Source organism: Arthrobacter gallicola (assembly GCF_014836775.1).
Taxonomy (GTDB): domain Bacteria; phylum Actinomycetota; class Actinomycetes; order Actinomycetales; family Micrococcaceae; genus Arthrobacter_B; species Arthrobacter_B gallicola.
Genome location: NZ_JACSQD010000006.1, coordinates 81,314 through 97,089, shown reverse-complemented (window position 1 = coordinate 97,089; position 15,776 = coordinate 81,314). Strand labels below are relative to the sequence as shown.

At 62.8% G+C, this 15,776-nt stretch carries 12 protein-coding genes; 6 read left to right on the top strand and 6 right to left on the bottom strand.

Features of this window, described 5'->3' with window-relative positions:
• Window positions 1-67: 67 nt before the first annotated feature.
• Window positions 68-2,194 (bottom strand): prolyl oligopeptidase family serine peptidase, encoded by a 2,127-nt coding sequence (locus tag H9639_RS13030; RefSeq protein ID WP_225219589.1) that lies wholly within the window; start codon window positions 2,192-2,194, stop codon window positions 68-70.
• A 141-nt stretch (window positions 2,195-2,335) separates the two neighbouring features.
• Here H9639_RS13030 and H9639_RS13025 point away from each other — a divergent pair, with 141 nt between their 5' ends.
• Entirely contained in the window at window positions 2,336-3,076 is a 741-nt protein-coding gene (locus H9639_RS13025) for a GntR family transcriptional regulator (RefSeq protein WP_191808512.1), read from the top strand.
• Between the two features lie 89 nt (window positions 3,077-3,165).
• A complete protein-coding gene (gene iolB, locus H9639_RS13020) occupies window positions 3,166-4,083 on the top strand; it encodes a 5-deoxy-glucuronate isomerase (RefSeq protein WP_191808511.1) in 918 nt (305 codons plus the stop codon).
• Between the two features lie 50 nt (window positions 4,084-4,133).
• Here iolB and H9639_RS13015 read toward each other — a convergent pair whose 3' ends face one another.
• The 5 genes from H9639_RS13015 to H9639_RS12995 all read right to left on the bottom strand — a co-directional run bounded on the left by H9639_RS13015 (window position 4,134) and on the right by H9639_RS12995 (window position 10,231).
• The gene (locus H9639_RS13015) at window positions 4,134-5,186 is read right to left on the bottom strand and encodes a Gfo/Idh/MocA family protein (RefSeq protein WP_191808510.1); all 1,053 of its coding nucleotides are present in this window, start codon (window positions 5,184-5,186) and stop codon (window positions 4,134-4,136) included.
• Window positions 5,187-5,285: 99 nt separating this feature from the next.
• Window positions 5,286-7,265: a 3D-(3,5/4)-trihydroxycyclohexane-1,2-dione acylhydrolase (decyclizing) gene (gene iolD, locus H9639_RS13010; protein ID WP_225219588.1), complete on the bottom strand. Its 1,980-nt coding sequence runs from the start codon at window positions 7,263-7,265 to the stop codon at window positions 5,286-5,288.
• Window positions 7,262-8,200, bottom strand: coding sequence for a Cgl0159 family (beta/alpha)8-fold protein (locus H9639_RS13005; protein ID WP_191808509.1), 939 nt, complete (start codon window positions 8,198-8,200; stop codon window positions 7,262-7,264). The genes iolD and H9639_RS13005 overlap by 4 nt, the downstream gene beginning before the upstream one ends.
• A complete protein-coding gene (iolC, locus tag H9639_RS13000) occupies window positions 8,197-9,183 on the bottom strand; it encodes a 5-dehydro-2-deoxygluconokinase (protein ID WP_191808508.1) in 987 nt (328 codons plus the stop codon). The genes H9639_RS13005 and iolC overlap by 4 nt, the downstream gene beginning before the upstream one ends.
• 88 nt (window positions 9,184-9,271) lie before the next feature.
• Window positions 9,272-10,231 carry a sugar phosphate isomerase/epimerase family protein gene (locus tag H9639_RS12995; protein ID WP_191808507.1) on the bottom strand — a complete coding sequence of 320 codons (960 nt, stop codon included), beginning with the start codon at window positions 10,229-10,231 and terminating at the stop codon, window positions 9,272-9,274.
• 437 nt (window positions 10,232-10,668) lie between these two features.
• Here H9639_RS12995 and H9639_RS12990 point away from each other — a divergent pair, with 437 nt between their 5' ends.
• Genes H9639_RS12990 through H9639_RS12975 form a run of 4 tightly spaced genes read left to right on the top strand, consistent with a single transcriptional unit; the run spans window position 10,669 to window position 15,683 of the window.
• Window positions 10,669-12,525 carry an ABC transporter permease gene (locus H9639_RS12990; protein ID WP_318242087.1) on the top strand — a complete coding sequence of 619 codons (1,857 nt, stop codon included), beginning with the start codon at window positions 10,669-10,671 and terminating at the stop codon, window positions 12,523-12,525.
• A gap of 1 nt (window position 12,526) precedes the next feature.
• A complete protein-coding gene (locus tag H9639_RS12985; protein ID WP_191808505.1) occupies window positions 12,527-13,624 on the top strand; it encodes an ABC transporter ATP-binding protein in 1,098 nt (365 codons plus the stop codon).
• The gene (locus H9639_RS12980) at window positions 13,624-14,493 is read left to right on the top strand and encodes an inositol monophosphatase family protein (protein ID WP_191808504.1); all 870 of its coding nucleotides are present in this window, start codon (window positions 13,624-13,626) and stop codon (window positions 14,491-14,493) included. Before H9639_RS12985 ends, H9639_RS12980 begins: the two co-directional genes overlap by 1 nt.
• The gene (locus tag H9639_RS12975) at window positions 14,490-15,683 is read left to right on the top strand and encodes an ABC transporter substrate-binding protein (RefSeq protein ID WP_191808503.1); all 1,194 of its coding nucleotides are present in this window, start codon (window positions 14,490-14,492) and stop codon (window positions 15,681-15,683) included. The genes H9639_RS12980 and H9639_RS12975 overlap by 4 nt, the downstream gene beginning before the upstream one ends.
• Window positions 15,684-15,776 lie beyond the last annotated feature (93 nt).

The window sequence follows — 15,776 nt, the reverse complement described above, 5'->3', positions numbered from 1 at the left end:
CCCTGGCAAACTTCCGTAGCCAGCCTGTCAAGACTACCCATAACGGGGTGCTTTCGGCAAAACAGGTTCAGGACAGCCGGCCGGTAAGTGCTTCCCACAGGAACTCGTAGGACATGGCGTGCATCCGCGCGGACTGGCGGTTGTCCGCAGCCCCGGCATGTCCGCCCTCCAGTGCCTCGTGGAACCAGACCCGGTCCACCCCGATGGCCTGCATGCGGGCGGCCATTTTCCGGGCCTGGACCGGACCGACCCGGTCATCGCTGGTAGCAGTCCAAATCAGCGACGGCGGGTACTGAACGTCCTCGCGAAGCAGGTGATACGGGGAGAACGTCTTAATGAACTCCCACTGCTCCGGATCGTCCGGGTCGCCGTATTCGGCGATCCAGGAATGGCCGGCGGAGAGCTTGGTGTAGCGGCGCATGTCCAGCAGCGGCACACCGCAGGACACCGCCCCGAAAAGCTCCGGGTAAAGGGTGAGCATGTTGCCCACGAGCAGGCCGCCGTTGCTGCGGCCGGTGCAGCCCAGATGGTTCCGGGACGTGACTTTGCGGTCCGTCAGGTCCCGGGCGACGGCGGCAAAGTCCTCGTAGGCACGGTGCCGGTTCTGCTGCAGCGCCGCCCGGTGCCACTGCGGCCCGTATTCACCGCCGCCGCGGATGTTCGCCAGGACGTAGACGCCGCGGCGGAGCGTTCCGCCGTCGTCCGTGTAGCTGCGCTCCAGCCAGCCGCGCCCGACCACGCCGCTGTAGGCGGGGGTGAGGGCCTGTTCAAACCCGCCGTAGCCCGAAAGCACTGTGGGATTGCCGCCGTCGAGCACCATTCCCTGGTGCGCCACCTGGAAGTACGGGACCCGGGTGCCGTCAGCGGACACCGCGAAGTGCTGCTCCACTGTGCAGCCGGTGGAATCGAAGAACGACGGCGAGGATTTCACCGCCGCGGCCGCACCCCCGTCCGTTCCTGCAGCGGGGCCAAGCGTTCCGCGGGAGAGCGTGGAGGGGGTGGTGAAACCGGTGCTGATCAGCCAGTAGTCGTTGCCGGCGGCGTCGTCCTCGTCGTCGACCGCGTACGCATCCACGGTGTGGAGCGGCGGGCAGGCATCCAGCGCGGCGGCCTGCCAGTCTGCTGCCGGCTCCAGAACCTGGATTTCGGAGGAAACGTCCCGCAGCAGGTTCAGCAGCAGATAGTCCCGCGTCCAGCTCCAGGACTGCAGGGAGACGGTGGGCTCCGGAGTGAAGAGCGTGCGCAGGTTCCGGCCGCCGGCGAGGAAGTCCTCCAGATCCGCGGCGAGCAGGGAGCCCGCCTTATGCAGGGTGTCGCCGACCAGCCAATCGGTCCGCGGCCGCATCAGCAGCCACTGGCGGTGCAGGTCCACCGTGACGTCCAGCGGTACCTCCACATGCACCCACGCATCACCGCGCTGCAGGTAGGTCTTGCTGTCGTAGAAGTCGATGATGTCCACGGCCAGGTCCCGCTCGAATCCCGGTGTCTGGTCATGGTGGACGTAGCCCATCATGTGGTCCTGCGGAACCTCGAAGTACAGGTCGGCGTCAGCGGGGTCCTGGCCGCGGTGCACGGTCCGCACCATCCGCGGATAGGAGGAAGCCGTCATGGACCCGGGACCGAAATCGGTGGCCACGTACAGGGCATCCGGACCGGCCCAGGAGACCTGGGTCTTCGCTACGGGGAGGTCAAAACCGCCGGGGACAAACGCCCGGTCCACGACGTCGTACTCCCGGTAGCGGGCAGCGTCGCCGCCGTCGGGGGAGAGGATCACCAGCGCCCGGCGGTAGGATTCCCCGTCCTCCGGGCGCAGGAAGCGGGCTCCGCCCCAGACCCACTCCGTGTCTTCTGCAGTGCTCAGGGCATCCAGGTCCAGCAGGGTCTCCCACTGGGTGTCTTCGGCGGTGTAGCTGTCCCAGGTGGTGCGCCGCCACAGGCCCTTGGGATGCTCGCCGTCCCGCCAGAAGTTGTAGTACCAGTCTCCGCGCTTGACCACCATGGGAATCCGGTCGGTGGAGTCCAGGACTTCCAGCAGCCGTTCCTCGGTGCGTTCAAAGTCCGTGGCGGAAAGCAGCGACTCCGTCTTGGAGTTCTGCGCCCGGACCCAGTCCAGCTGCCGGTCGCCGTAGATGTCCTCCAGCCAGAGGAATTCGTCTGTTGTGTCCTGAGGGATTTCTGCACTCGCGGAAGTCATAGTGCCCATCCTAGGCGGGGCGTCGTTGACTGTGACTCCCAGGCCAGCAGCGGTTCTCATTCCCTTGGACGCTTCGACAGGTAATGTATATACATAAAGACAACGTCCCTTGGCTTTACCTTTGCGCTCTGGAGGCACATCATGTCCGGCCCACTCCGTCTCACGGTAGACAAGACCTCCCCCGTCCCGCTCTACCATCAAGTGGCACAGGGACTGGAGGAGGTCATCCGGAGCGGGCAGCTGCCCCCAGGGACCAAGTTGGATAACGAAATTGACCTGGCAAACAGTCTCAATTTGTCCCGGCCCACCATGCGCAAGGCCATGGATCAGCTTGTGCGCGCCGGTTTGGTGGTGCGCAAGCGTGGTGTGGGCACCCAGGTCATCGGGCCGCAGGTCCGCCGGTCACTGGAATTGACCAGCCTGCACGAGGACCTGCGCAGCAGCGGGGGCACGCCCAGCACCGATGTGCTGGACTTTGACGTGGTTCCGGCCGATGAGGAGACCGCCCTGCTGCTGGGTCTGCAGGCCGGGGACAGCGTCTACCACCTGGTGCGGCTCCGCTGCGCGGATGGCGGCCCCCTTGCACTCATGGAGAACTGGATCCCCCAGCCGCTGTGCCGGCTCAGCCGCGGCGAACTGGTCGAGGAAGGCCTGTACTCCCTCATGCGCGGCCAGGGAATCAATTTCCAGCTGGCCCACCAGCGCGTGGGCGCCGTGGCCGCCAACCCGTTCCAAGCCGCACACCTGGGCGTTGCGCCCGGAGCCCCTCTCGTTAGCATGCACCGCACCGCCATGGATGACACAGGCCGCCCGGTGGAGACGGGCCGGCACGTCTACCGGGCAGATAAGTACAGCTTCGAACTCACACTCGTTCAGCGCTGAGATTCGAGTCCCCTTCCAAGGTCCGCTGTAACCCAATCCCACGCGTGCCACGATCATCCAACCCGACGACAGCAGAGGACAACCAGCACATGCCTACGGACAGCTCCCGGCCCGAATGGGTCTATCCAAAAGACTCCGCAGTGCAGGAGGGGTGGTTCGTCTCGCTGGGCGGACACGACTCCACAGCAGAGATACCCGGGTGGGCGCATACTGGCCTGCGGGTGGCCGACCTTGCCCCCGGGGAGCAAATCCGTTTGGCCGCGGCCGAAGAGGAACGCATCGTCGTTCCCCTGGCGGGGAGCTTCACCGCTGTAACGGGAGGCGCACGCTACGATCTCACCGGCAGGCCGTCGGTCTTCGCCGGGGCGACCGACGTCCTCTACACCGGGATCCAGCAGGACCTAACCCTGTCCAGCGAAACCGGTGGGCGGGTAGCCGTGGCCTCGGCCCCGGCAAGGGCGTCCTATCCCGCCAGGCACATAACCCGGCAAGAGGTTCCGGTGGAGCTGCGGGGTGCTGGCAATTGCTCCCGCCAGGTACATAACTTCGGTACACCCGCCACGTTGGAAGCCGACAGGTTCATTGTCTGCGAGGTGCTCACTCCAGCCGGTAACTGGTCCTCCTACCCGCCGCATAAGCATGACGAGGAGAAAGACGGTGAGAGCGCCCTCGAAGAGATTTATTACTTCGAGATCAGGGCTGTCTCCGGTGTCGCTGCTGCTGAGCAAAGCGAACCGGACCCTGTGGGGTATCAGCGGGTCTACTCCTCCGATGACCGGCCCATAGATGTGGCCGCGGAAGTCCACTCCGGTGACGTTGTCCTGGTGCCTTACGGCTGGCACGGGCCGGCGATGGCGGCTCCCGGCTATGACCTGTACTACTTGAACGTCATGGCCGGTGCCGGCCGCGTGCGTGAGTGGCTGATCAGCGACGATCCCCACCACGGGTGGATCCGCCGGACCTGGGATGAGCTGGCCGTCGATCCCCGTCTTCCCTTCACGGATTAGAGAACACAGCAATGGGTCCAAGCCTCCGAAGGAGCGCTTGGACCCATTGCTCAGACGGTGACGTTCAGCGCAGGAGCCTGCTCAACGCTGGGCGAATACAACCCGGGTCTGGCCTCAAGCTGGACCGGTTCGATCCTGCCGCTGGCCTGAGCCTTCACCCCGGCCTCGCAGCAGGCCGCGGTGGCATAGCCATCCCAGGCGGACGGTCCGCCGATCTCTCCGCGGGCGGCCGCGTCAACCCAGTCCTGGAGCTCCAAGTCGTACGCGTCGCCGAAGCGTTCTCCGAAACCGGGAGTGACGCCACCACCCCAGGTGCCGGCGCTGCGGATATACGGCTCGGTATCACCGCCAATGCTGACGATTCCGGTCTCGAATGAGGCCTGGGTGGCAACCTGGTAGCCGAACTGCGCGTTGACGTACGCTTCGACCTGCGCCAGAATCCCGGATTCGGTCTCCATCAGCACCAGCTGCGGGTCCCGTTGCCCGGCCGGTGCGTTGCGCGTGGAGCGGCCGGCCCGCACCTGGACGGAGGTGATTTCCTCTCCGGTGAAGAAGCGCACGGCGTCGAACTCATGCACCACCGTGTCATGAATGATCATCTCGTTGGTGAAGCCCGCAGGTGTCGTCGGATTGCGGTGCTGATGGTGCAGCGTCAGCAGTTCTCCGTAGGACTTCTCCTCGATGATCCGGCGAAGGGCACGGTAGCCGGCATCGAAGCGGCGCATAAACCCGACCTGAATGAGCTGGCGGCCAGCGGCCAGCTCGGCCTGGACCACCCGCCAGGCGGACGCCGCATCCGGGGTGAGCGGCTTTTCGCAAAGGGTAGGCAGCCGGTGTTCCAGCGCGGCTAGGAGCACGTCTTCGTGCAGAAAGCCCGGCGTCGCAATCAGGACAAGGTCTATGCCGCCCCGGTCGAGTGCCTGCCCAAAATCGGTGTGGGCCTCCGCGCCGGGGATATGGGCGATGGCGGCCTCGGCCCGGTGTCTGTCGATGTCGACGACGGCGGCGACCTCGGCGCCATTGATCCGGCGGTGAATGCGGTCAATATGGTCGGCGCCCATGCGGCCGGCGCCAACGACGGCTACGCGCAGTGGAGTATTCATGGATTGCGTCCGTTCTGAGCCCTTCACAGGGCAGTGTTGGTTTGGATGGGTGGTGCCCGCGGTTTCCCCGGCCCGCAACTGGGCCGGGGAGCCAGTGGTTCAGCGACCCGCGGAGGAAGGTATGCGCTCTCCGACGAGCGGGCGCTGCCGCTCTTTCATCTCCTGATAGACCGCATAGGCGGCTTGGGTTGAGGCAAGGCTGGCAGTGCCTGGGACGGGCACATCCCACCATGACTCAGAGCTTGGAGCGTCAATCAGCGGATCGGATTCCACGTGCACAAGTACGGGCCCGAAGCCTTCGGGCGCGTCTTTGGCTTGGCGGACCGCTGCCTTGAGCCTGGTGATGACGCCGTCGCCCGGTTCAACCCTGAGCACGCGAACGCCGAGGGATTCGGCATTCGCCGCCAGATCGACCGGCAGCGTCGAACCAGTGTCGAAGGACCGCTGCGCCTCATCCAGATAGCGGTACTTCGTGCCGAAACGCTGCGATCCGAGCTGCTCGGACAAGGCTCCGATCGACGCGTACCCGTGGTTCTGGATGAGCACGACCACTAACTTGATACCCTCCGCCACGGCGGTCACGAGCTCGGTGTGCATCATGAGGTAGGATCCGTCACCAACCATAACGACGACGTCGCGCACGCCGCCAGGGCCCCCAGCGTCCCCAGCCTCGGCGATTGCAGCGCGTTTTATCCCCAGCCCGCCGGCTATCTCATAGCCCATGCAGGAGAAGGCATACTCAACGTGGTAGCCGAAGGGATCCTTAACCCGCCACATCTTATGCAGGTCGCCAGGCAGCGATCCCGCGGCGCAGACAACGACGTCGCGGTCATCCATTGCAGCATTGACCGCACCGATGATCTCGTTCTGGCTGGGCAGCGGCAGGTTCTGTTCGTTGAAGGCCGCGTCAACTGTGGCATCCCAGCGCCGTTTTTCGGCGTCAATAGTCTGCGCGAGGTCCCCGCCGACGCGGTAACCGCCCAGGGCAACGGTCAACGCGGCGAGTGTTTTGCCCGCGTCTGCGACGATCGGAATGGAACTGCCCTGTTTGTACGCGTCGAACGGCGCGATATTGATGTTGAGGAAGCGAACGCCGGGGTGCTGGAACGCGGTGCGGGAGGCGGTGGTGAAATCCTCGTAGCGGGTGCCAACACCAATCACGAGATCCGCGTCGGCCACCACGGTGTTCGACGCCGTCGTGCCGGTCGAGCCCACGGCCCCGAGGCACAGGGGGTGGTCCCAGTCCAGGACACCCACCCCGGCCTGTGTATACGTGACGGGGATGCCGGTGGCTTCCGCGAAAGCGCGCAGGGTATCGGCAGCAAAGGCGTAGTGGACTCCGCCACCGGCAATAATCACGGGTCGGTCCGCCGCCCGGATAGCCTCGACAGCGGCCCGGATGTCCTCCTCTTCCGGGGCTGGACGGCGGATCCGCCATTCCCGGGGGGCCAGGAATTCCTCGGGCACCTGCAGCGTCTCAGTCTGCACGTCCTGCGGCAGGGCGATGGTGACAGCCCCGGTCTCGGCTGGATCCAGCAGCACACGCATGCCGCCGAGCACGGCCGAGAACAGCTGTTCAGGACGGACCACGCGGTCGAAATAACGGGAAACAGGACGGAATACATCGTTGACCGTTATGTCCCCGGTATCCGGGCGCTCAAGCTGCTGCAGCACCGGGTCCGGCGCGCGGGACGCGAATTGATCCGATGGCAGGAGCAGGGCTGGAAGCCGGTTGGTGGTAGCCAACGCAGCCCCGGTAACCATGTTGGTGGCCCCGGGGCCAATGGACGTGGTCACCGCGAAGGTGGACCGGCGCCGGGTATGGCGGGCGTAACCAACGGCCTGGTGGACCTGGGCCTGCTCGTTGCGGCCCTGGTAGTAGGGCATGAGCGTGGGATCCTCGGCTTGGAACTGCTTGAGCGCCTGCCCCACGCCGGCGACGTTGCCGTGGCCGAAAATCCCGAATATGCCTGGAATTGTCCGGGTCCGGTACTCCTGCGGTCCGATCCGGTCCACAGTCCATTGGTTGGCGAGAAACGCAACGAGTGCCTGGGAGACAGACATTGTGCGGGTGCTCATACGATGGCTCCTTCTTCGACGGGGTGTCCCTTCAGAAGGGAAGCGGCGGCGGCAACGGCGGCGGCGACATCGCCGTCCTCCGGATAGAGCAGTGCCCGTCCGACCGTGAGTCCTTGCACGCCGGGTAAGGCCAGCGCAGCCTCCCACGTCGCGAAGATCTCCTCCGGGCGGCCGAGCGGATCCCCACCCAGGAGGACAGTGGGCAGTGTGGTGGCGGCCATGACCCTTTCCATCTCTGCGACCACGGGGAGTTTCATCCAGGTGTGCGAGGAAGTGCCGCCCAGGCCCTGGGCAATCGCCACGGACTGGATAACGGCGTCCGTCGACAGGTCGTTGACGATTCCCTGGCCGGTGCTGATGGAGATAAAGGGCTCTATCATGGCGATGAGGCCGTGCTGGGCAAGCGAGCTCACAGCGTGGGCGGTGCTTTCCAGCATGGATACGGTATGCGGGTCCTCGAAACAGATGCGCGTAAGCATCTTGCCGCCATCAGCTCCAATTTTGGCCAGCGCTTCGGCGGTATGCCCCGTGAACCGGTCGTCCACCTCGTTAATAAGGCCTGCGAGTCCGCCGCGGTTCATGGAGCCAAAGATCAGTTTGCCCTCGAGTGCGCCCAGAAGCAGCAGGTCGTCAAGGATGTCCGGTGACGCCAGCACCCCGTCCACTCTGGGGTTGGCCAGAGCAATCAGGAGCCGGTCAAGCAGGCTGCGCCGGTCGGCCATGGCGCCGGCGTCCTGCCGCACCCTCAAGGCACCGCGGGCCGGGTGGTCTGCTGCGACGATAAAGTTTTGCCGGCCGTGCACAAGTCCCGGTGCTCTTCCGCGGGAGTCAGCAGCCCGCTGGACGGCCATCGGATCCTCCAGCCTGATCCGGCTCAGGTGCTCGTAGCGGCGTGGGTTTGCTGTGTCCGGATGGGGCCGTGGATACGTTTTCATCGGGTAGCTCCTTCGGGAGCGGCACGGCCATGTTCCCTCAACAGTGCGAATACTTCGCCGGGGGTTGGCATGGCATCGGAACAGGAGATGCGCGAGGCCACGATGGCGCCCGCTGCGTTGGCATAGTCGAGGACCTGTTTCAGGGGCCATCCCTGATTGATGCCGTGGCAGAAGGCACCGCCGAAGGAGTCTCCCGCTCCGAGGCCGTTGATGGTCCGCACCGGCACCGGAGCGGAAACCACTCGCTCATCCCGGGTTTTCGCCATAACGCCCTCGCGGCCAAGCTTAACCACGGCTACGTGCACGCCTGCGGCGAGCAGCCGGTCAGCCTGTTCATCGGGAGTGCCGTCCCCAACAGCGACCGCACACTCCTTGTCGTTGCCGATCGCGATGGTCACGTGCTGGAGCAATTCGCGGATCTGCACCCGGGCGCTTTCCTCGGACTCCCAGAACATCGGGCGGTAATCGAGGTCCAGAACCGTGTGCTGGTCCGCGCGCAACTGCTCCCGCGGGCGGACAAGGTGTGCTGCGAGGTGGGCGGAGCGGCTGGGCTCCTGGCACAGTCCCGTGACCGTTGACCACAGGATGCGCGTTTCGCGCACCACCTCGACGTCGATCTCCTCCGGCCGCAGCTGCAGATCAGGTGCTGTTGGGAATCGGCCGTAGAAGTAGAGCGGAAAATCCTCCGGCGGGCGGATTGCGCAGAAAGTCACAGGTGTCTGCAAGCCCTGTACCTGCTCGACGAAGCGGTCATCCACTCCGTAGCGCACAAGTTCGCGGCGCAGGTATCTGCCGAACGGGTCATTCCCGGTGCGGGTGATCACCGCTGCGGATTCTCCGTGGCGCGCAGCGGCTACCGCCACGTTTGCCGGAGAGCCGCCAAGATATTTGCCGAAGCTGCTGACGTCCTCCAATCCGACCGAGATTTCGTTGGGGTAGATATCAACGCTGATGCGTCCGAGGGTAACAACGTCATAGGTCATGCCCTGACCTCGAAACACATGCCGGGGTACGCGGGGCGGGCGCTAACGGTCTTCATTGACAGCTCTCCAAATCGGTGGTGCCGCGGAATCATCGGACGCTCGTGCGGGATCCGCAGCCGAGCAGGTAGGAACGGGTTCGCGTGGCGATGGGAAGCGGGACATCGAAGGATGAAACCGGGTACATATCCTGTTCTACGATGCCGAAGATTGATCGGCCGAGGCCCTCTGCGCCCGCGATGACGGCAGCCAGGTCGGGGAGTCCCGCAGGGGGTTCCACCATGACCCCGGCCAGGTTCGCCGCGGCCCATGTCAGGTTTTCCCGCCGCACACGTTCGAGAATCAGGGGATCGACCTGCTTCAGATGCAGATAGCCGATCCGCTCGGGGTACCGGCGGATCAGGTCCAGGGACGATGCCCCGCCATACTCAGCGTGCCCGGTATCCAGGCACAGTGTGACGAGCTCCGGATCGGTCCGCTGCAGAAAGTTCTCGATGTCCGGCTGAGCGCAGACATGGGAATCGGCGTGCGAGTGGAACTGCTGCTGAAGGCCAAAATCCTCCCGCAGCACCCTGCCCAGCCGATCATGGCCCGAACAAAGCGCATTCCATTGTTCTGGACTCAGCTGCTCGTTCTCCAGCGCTTCTCCGGACACATCGTCGCGCCACATAGCCGGGATGACTACCAAGTGTTCTCCACCGAGCGCCGCCGTGAGCTCTGCCACTTTCCGAGTGGATTCCCATGTCTCCTGCCACCGGTCAGCTCCGCGGTGAAATGCGGTGAAGACTGTGCCGGCGCTGACCGACAGGTTCCGCTGGGCAAGCTCGTCAGCGAGCCTGACCGGATCGGTCGGGAGATAACCGTAGGGTCCCAGTTCGATCCAGGAATACCCGGCCTCGGCGACCTCATCGAGGAAGCGCTCCCACGGAATCTGCCGTGGATCGTCAGGAAACCACACTCCCCAAGAGTCCGGTGCCGTGCCGATGAGAAGAGGCGCTTCGGGTTGGTTTCCTTCTGTGGGGACAGCGGCTGAGGTGTCCTGCCGGACCATAGTGACCTGCTTTCCTGCTTCGGGGTGCTGGACCGGTCGCGTGGAAACCGAGCTCCACGCCCGATCTGTGGTCGGGATCACGTCCAGAATACCCAGTCAGGTCAAATTGTAAAGACATAAGGACGAACTCGTGTGCTCCCATGTCACGGGGGTAGGCAGGAAAAAATAAACAAACCAAATTAGGGCTTGGCATTATGTACTTACGTATGATCAACTTCACATGTTGACGGAGTGGGCAGGTGTCATAGGACATCCTGAGCGCTGTGCGTTACCGTCCCAACAGCCTGTGCCTTCCTGGCCGGCAGCGGTCCACTTCCCGTCCCTGGCCAGTGACCGCTTTTCGGCCGCGGGTCGGGCACGCCCCTGATTCGGGTATCTGGCAAGGCAATACCCGGATGCCTAGAAGAGTACGTTTATGTTCAGACAAGGACGTCACTGTGACAACGACAATCCTCGCTCCCGATCCGCAGAAACTGCACGATCAGGAGAAAAAGAGACGTCGCCCGAAAGTTCCACTGCGCTACCGCATCCGGCTGTATGCGCAGAACCCTGTCGTAACCATTGGGTTTCTGGCGCTGGTGTTGTTCTGTTACCTCATTGTTGTTCCGATCATCTCCCTGCTGATTGACGGCGTGGTGGTGCATCGGCGGGAAACCGGCATCACGCAGCAGGAAGAGGGGAGCTTCACCACCTACTATCTGTGGCGGGTGTTCGTTTCGCCGCAGGCAGTCAGTATCTTCTGGGCGCCCCTGGCCAACACTCTGATGATCGCGCTGTGCAGCGTCGTGCTTGCGCTTCTGGTGGGAGTTTCGGTCGCCTGGCTGATGGTCCGCACCAACATGTGGGGGCGGCGCTGGTTCGCGACCGCCCTGATCGTCCCGTACATGCTTCCGGCTTGGACTTTCGCGCTGGCCTGGGTCACGATTTTCAAGAACCGGACGAGTGGCGGTCAGTCCGGCTGGCTCGAAAACCTTGGAGTCACGGTACCCAACTGGTTGTCCTACGGGCAGATTCCGATCATCTTGATTTTCGCCATACACTTCTCGCCTTTTGTCATCCTGCTGGTTGGAAACTCACTCAAGCGTTTTGATTCGACGCTGGAGGAATCATCCAGACTCTTGGGTGCATCGCGTCTCAAAACGACCTTCGACATTATCCTTCCCCTTCTGCGCCCCTCCCTTATCTCAGCCGTGACTCTGATCCTGGCCAAGGTGCTGGGAGAGTTCGGCGTGGCGTATGTCCTTGGCCTGCCAGTCAACGTGAACGTGCTGGCGACGAGCCTGTACCGCAACATCTACAGCGACCAGAAGGGGTCTGCTGCTGTGATGGCTGCCGTGATCGTGATGATCGGGGCGATCTCCCTTTGGATAGATATGCACTTTCTGCGCGAGGCAAAACGCTTTGTCACGATTTCGGGCAAGAGCGGATCGAACAATACGGTCATGGACCTGAAGAAGGCGCGCCCGTTCGCCACGCTCGCCTGCATGGTGCTTTTCCTGGTCAGCGTCGCGGTTCCGATCACTGTGCTGGCTCTCTCCACCCTCATGAAGCAGCCGGGGGTATTCAAGTTCGAGAACTTCACGCTGCAGTTCTGGGCTGGCCGGGACCTGCCAACTGTTGGGTTCCAAGACGGCATTCTCTTTAATTCGGAGGTGTGGTCGGCGGCCTGGAACAGCCTGTGGATTGTCGGCCTGGCGGCCCTCATGGCCGGCATCATGGGGCTGGTCATCGGATACGTCGTGGTCCGCTCACCCTCAGGGTTTATCTCCGGGGCGTTGCGCCAGATGGTGTTTCTGCCCTACCTGGTCCCCGGTATCGCGTTCGCCGTCGCCTATCTCTCGCTGTTTTCCGTGCAACGAGGCCCGATTCCTGCCCTCTACGGGACCGCCGCGATCCTGGTGCTTATCTATTTCACGGAGCAGATGCCCTTTGCTTCAAGATCCGGAATTTCCGCCATGATGCAGCTGGGTTCAGACCCCGAAGAGGCTGCGCAAATGTCGGGGGCGGGATGGTGGCGTCGATTCTTCACGATCGTATTGCCCATCCAAAAAGGGGCATTGGCGACCGGCATATTGATGGCATTTATTTCCGGCATCAAGAGCCTCAGCCTGGTTGTGATTCTGGCGGTTCCCGGTATGGACGTCCTGACCACGCTTTCGATCAGGCTCCTTGATGTGGGCTACTCGCAGGCCGGAAATGCAGTGGTGCTGCTGGTTGCGGCCATTGCATTCTTCGGCACCTACGGAGTTCAAAAAATTATGAAGACCGATCTTGCTCAAGGAATTGGAGGCTGAGATGCCCACGATCAGATTGAAAAACGTTGTGAAAAACTACGGCGGCGATACGAACGCGGTGGAGAACCTTGATCTCACCATTAATGATGGTGACTTTATGTGCCTGCTGGGGCCGTCAGGGTGCGGCAAGACCACAACGGTCCGCATGATCGCCGGGCTGGAGAACATCACTGCAGGAAGCATTCAAATTGGAGACAGGATGGTGGACGAGCCGAATGCTCAAACCTATGTCACCCCAGAGCAGCGCGACGTCGGAATGGTTTTCCAGAATTACGCGCTTTGGCCCCACCTCTCCGTGGCAGACAACGTTGATTACGGACTCAAACTGCGGAAGATGTCCAAGACAGACCGGGATGCCCGGGTAGGGGAAATTACCGGAAAGCTCAGTATCGCCAAATACCGGGACCGCTACCCCTCGCAGCTTTCCGGCGGGCAGCAGCAGCGGGTCGCTTTGGCCCGCATGCTCGCGGTGAACCCGAAATTGATGCTCCTTGATGAACCGCTGTCCAACCTGGACTCACGGCTGCGGCTTGAGATGCGGGCCGAATTGAAGCGTATCCACGCCGAGTTCGATGCAACCGTGGTGTTCGTGACCCACGACCAGTGGGAGGCCATGACGCTGGCCACCCATGTGGCAGTGATGTTCGAAGGGGTGCTGCAGCAAGTCGGCAGTCCAATGGACATCTATGACCGGCCCGTCAACCGCTTCGTCGCCAGCTTTCTGGGAGTTCCGCCGATGAACTTCGTGGAGATGGGGGAAAAGTCCCCGCAAGCCGCGTCCGCGGCGGAATTCCTGGCGGGACGGGTGGAGGACATCGAAGGGATCGGATCCATCGGCATCCGCCCAGAAGCGTTGACGGTGGAACGTCCGAATCCTGTGCGGTCCTCAGGCCAGTTTGTCCTTGCGGGCCGCGTTGAATCGCTTATGCCGACCGGTGGCAGCTGGACGGTGGAAACGGCTGTAGGCAGCCAGCGGGTGTACGCAACTGCTCTCCAGCTCGGCGATCTGCAGCCCGGCGATCGGATTGAACTTGTCGCCCCGGCCGCGAGCGTCCATGTGTTTGACCTGAACGACCAACGAGTAAGGGTGCGCCAGTAATGCCAGACATCCATGAAATCACCGGATTTACAAAGCGGATTGCCCTCGCTGCAGGAGCGATCGCGATGGAGGGATTCCGGAACAGAGAGCTCAATATCGACCTCAAAAAGGACTTTCACGACATGGTCACCAAGTATGACCGTGCCTGCGAAGAATACATCCGGTCGGAAATCCTCGCCCACTACCCGGAGTCAACGATAGTCGGGGAAGAAGACGGCTCGAGCGTGGGCTCCGGGCCCCTGACCTGGCATATCGATCCCATTGACGGCACCGCGAACTTTGCCCGCGGACTGGCGTTGTGGGCCGTGAGCATTGGCGTTGCCCTCGACGGGGAGATGGTGGTCGGCGTCGTGTATGACCCAGCCAATGAACACCTGTTCTGGGCCGACGACCGCGGCGCGTTCTTGGGCGAGGAACCGATGCACAGCTGGGGCTCCACCGCCCCGGCTCAGGCAACTGTTGCGTGCAGCTTTCCGCTGCCCAGGGATCTGGTCCACTTTCCGGACCTCGCACTGACTCAATTCGCTGAAGTGGTTCAGCAGTTCGCCCACGTACGCACCTTCGGCAGCAGCTGCATTTCGCTCTGCTGGGTTGCCGCCGGCTGGATCGACGCGACGATCTCCTTCGAAGCCGATTCCTGGGACGTCGCAGCGTCGGCCTTCATTGTCCGGCGGGCTGGAGGCACCTATGTCAGTTACCTGAATGGAGAAGCGCAGCCGGAGACACGTGACTATGAAAAACCCCACTACGTTGCGGCCATTCCCGGCGCCAACTTTGAACTGCTGCACGAGATTCTGCGAACGCAGAGCAAGCGGCCGCTGCCTGCGGCATCCCTGGACCATCAAATAAGTGAAGGAGCTCGACGATGAGTACGAAGTTGATGAAGAGTAACCGCTTCCTGACCGTTGCGGCGCTGGCATTGGCCTGCACCCTGGGCGTGAGTGCCTGCGCTCCGTCCAGCGTCGCCGGCGGGGAAGTGCAGGAGGACGTGCGCGATGAGATTGAGCTGCAGGCCGACGAAACCGCGGACGGGTTCGATCTGGACGAACTGATCGCTGCGGCGAAAGAAGAGGGCCCGATCACCATTTACGATGAAACCGGCAAAGTGACGCAGATAGCGGCTGCATTCACTGAGAAATACGGGATTAAGGCCGAGGGCGTCAAGATCGAAGCCAACGCCATTGACAAGGTTAAGCGCGAGAGCGAGTCGGGCAACATCATTGCCGATGTGCTCGCGATCTCGGAGCCACCGGCGCTTTATGCCGAGCTCCTCCGCGACGGCCTGATCACCAACTGGGTTCCCGGGGATGTCTATGACAAGCTCCCCGAGGAGGCGCGGTACCCCTACCTCTCAAGTGTCAGCTGGCTCTGGTGGTCCTACAGCCCTGAAGCCTATGGGGATAAGTGTCCGGTGACGAACATCTGGGAGATGACCGACGAGGAATGGAAGGGACGGGTCGCTTTGCCTGACCCCGAAGCCCGGGCCATGTACACCAACATCTGGAACCAGTCGGCCCGCGACCACGAAGATGCCTGGGCAGCGGCGTACGAGGAGCACTACGGCAAAGCCTACGAGTCGGACCAGGAGACCGCGTTCCATGCCTGGCTGAAGGGACTCGCCGAGAATTCACCCGTGGTGTTCAAGAGCGATGAAGAGGTGTCCGAGGCGGTTGGCGCACCGGGGCAGACCGACCCACCAATCGGTGCGATGTCCGGAGCGAAGTACCGGAACAATGCTGAGAAGGGCTACAGCCTGGCTCCTTGTACCGGGCTGGATCCCTATGTGGCCGGACCGATGCCGCAGACCATGGGGTACGTAACGAAGTCGGAAAGCCCCAACGCCGCAAAGCTCTACATTCACTTTGCTTCCAGCCAGGAAGGCATGGAATTCATCATGGGCGACGGCAAACGGTCGTACAACCCGGACGTCGTTCCAGATGAGGACCCGCATGGCCTGGAAGATCTGATCGGGGATACCCAGCCGTTCAGCACAAATTACCTTGAAGACGACTTCCAGAACACCGTGACGTGGCAGGATTTCTGGCGCCAGAACCGGTAGCCACTAGGGCAAAACCGGGGAACAGGTCATAAGTGTTGGCGAGGTGGGGGCCAATCCCTGCCTCGCCAACACTTATTTGCGCTGTGGCGGTAC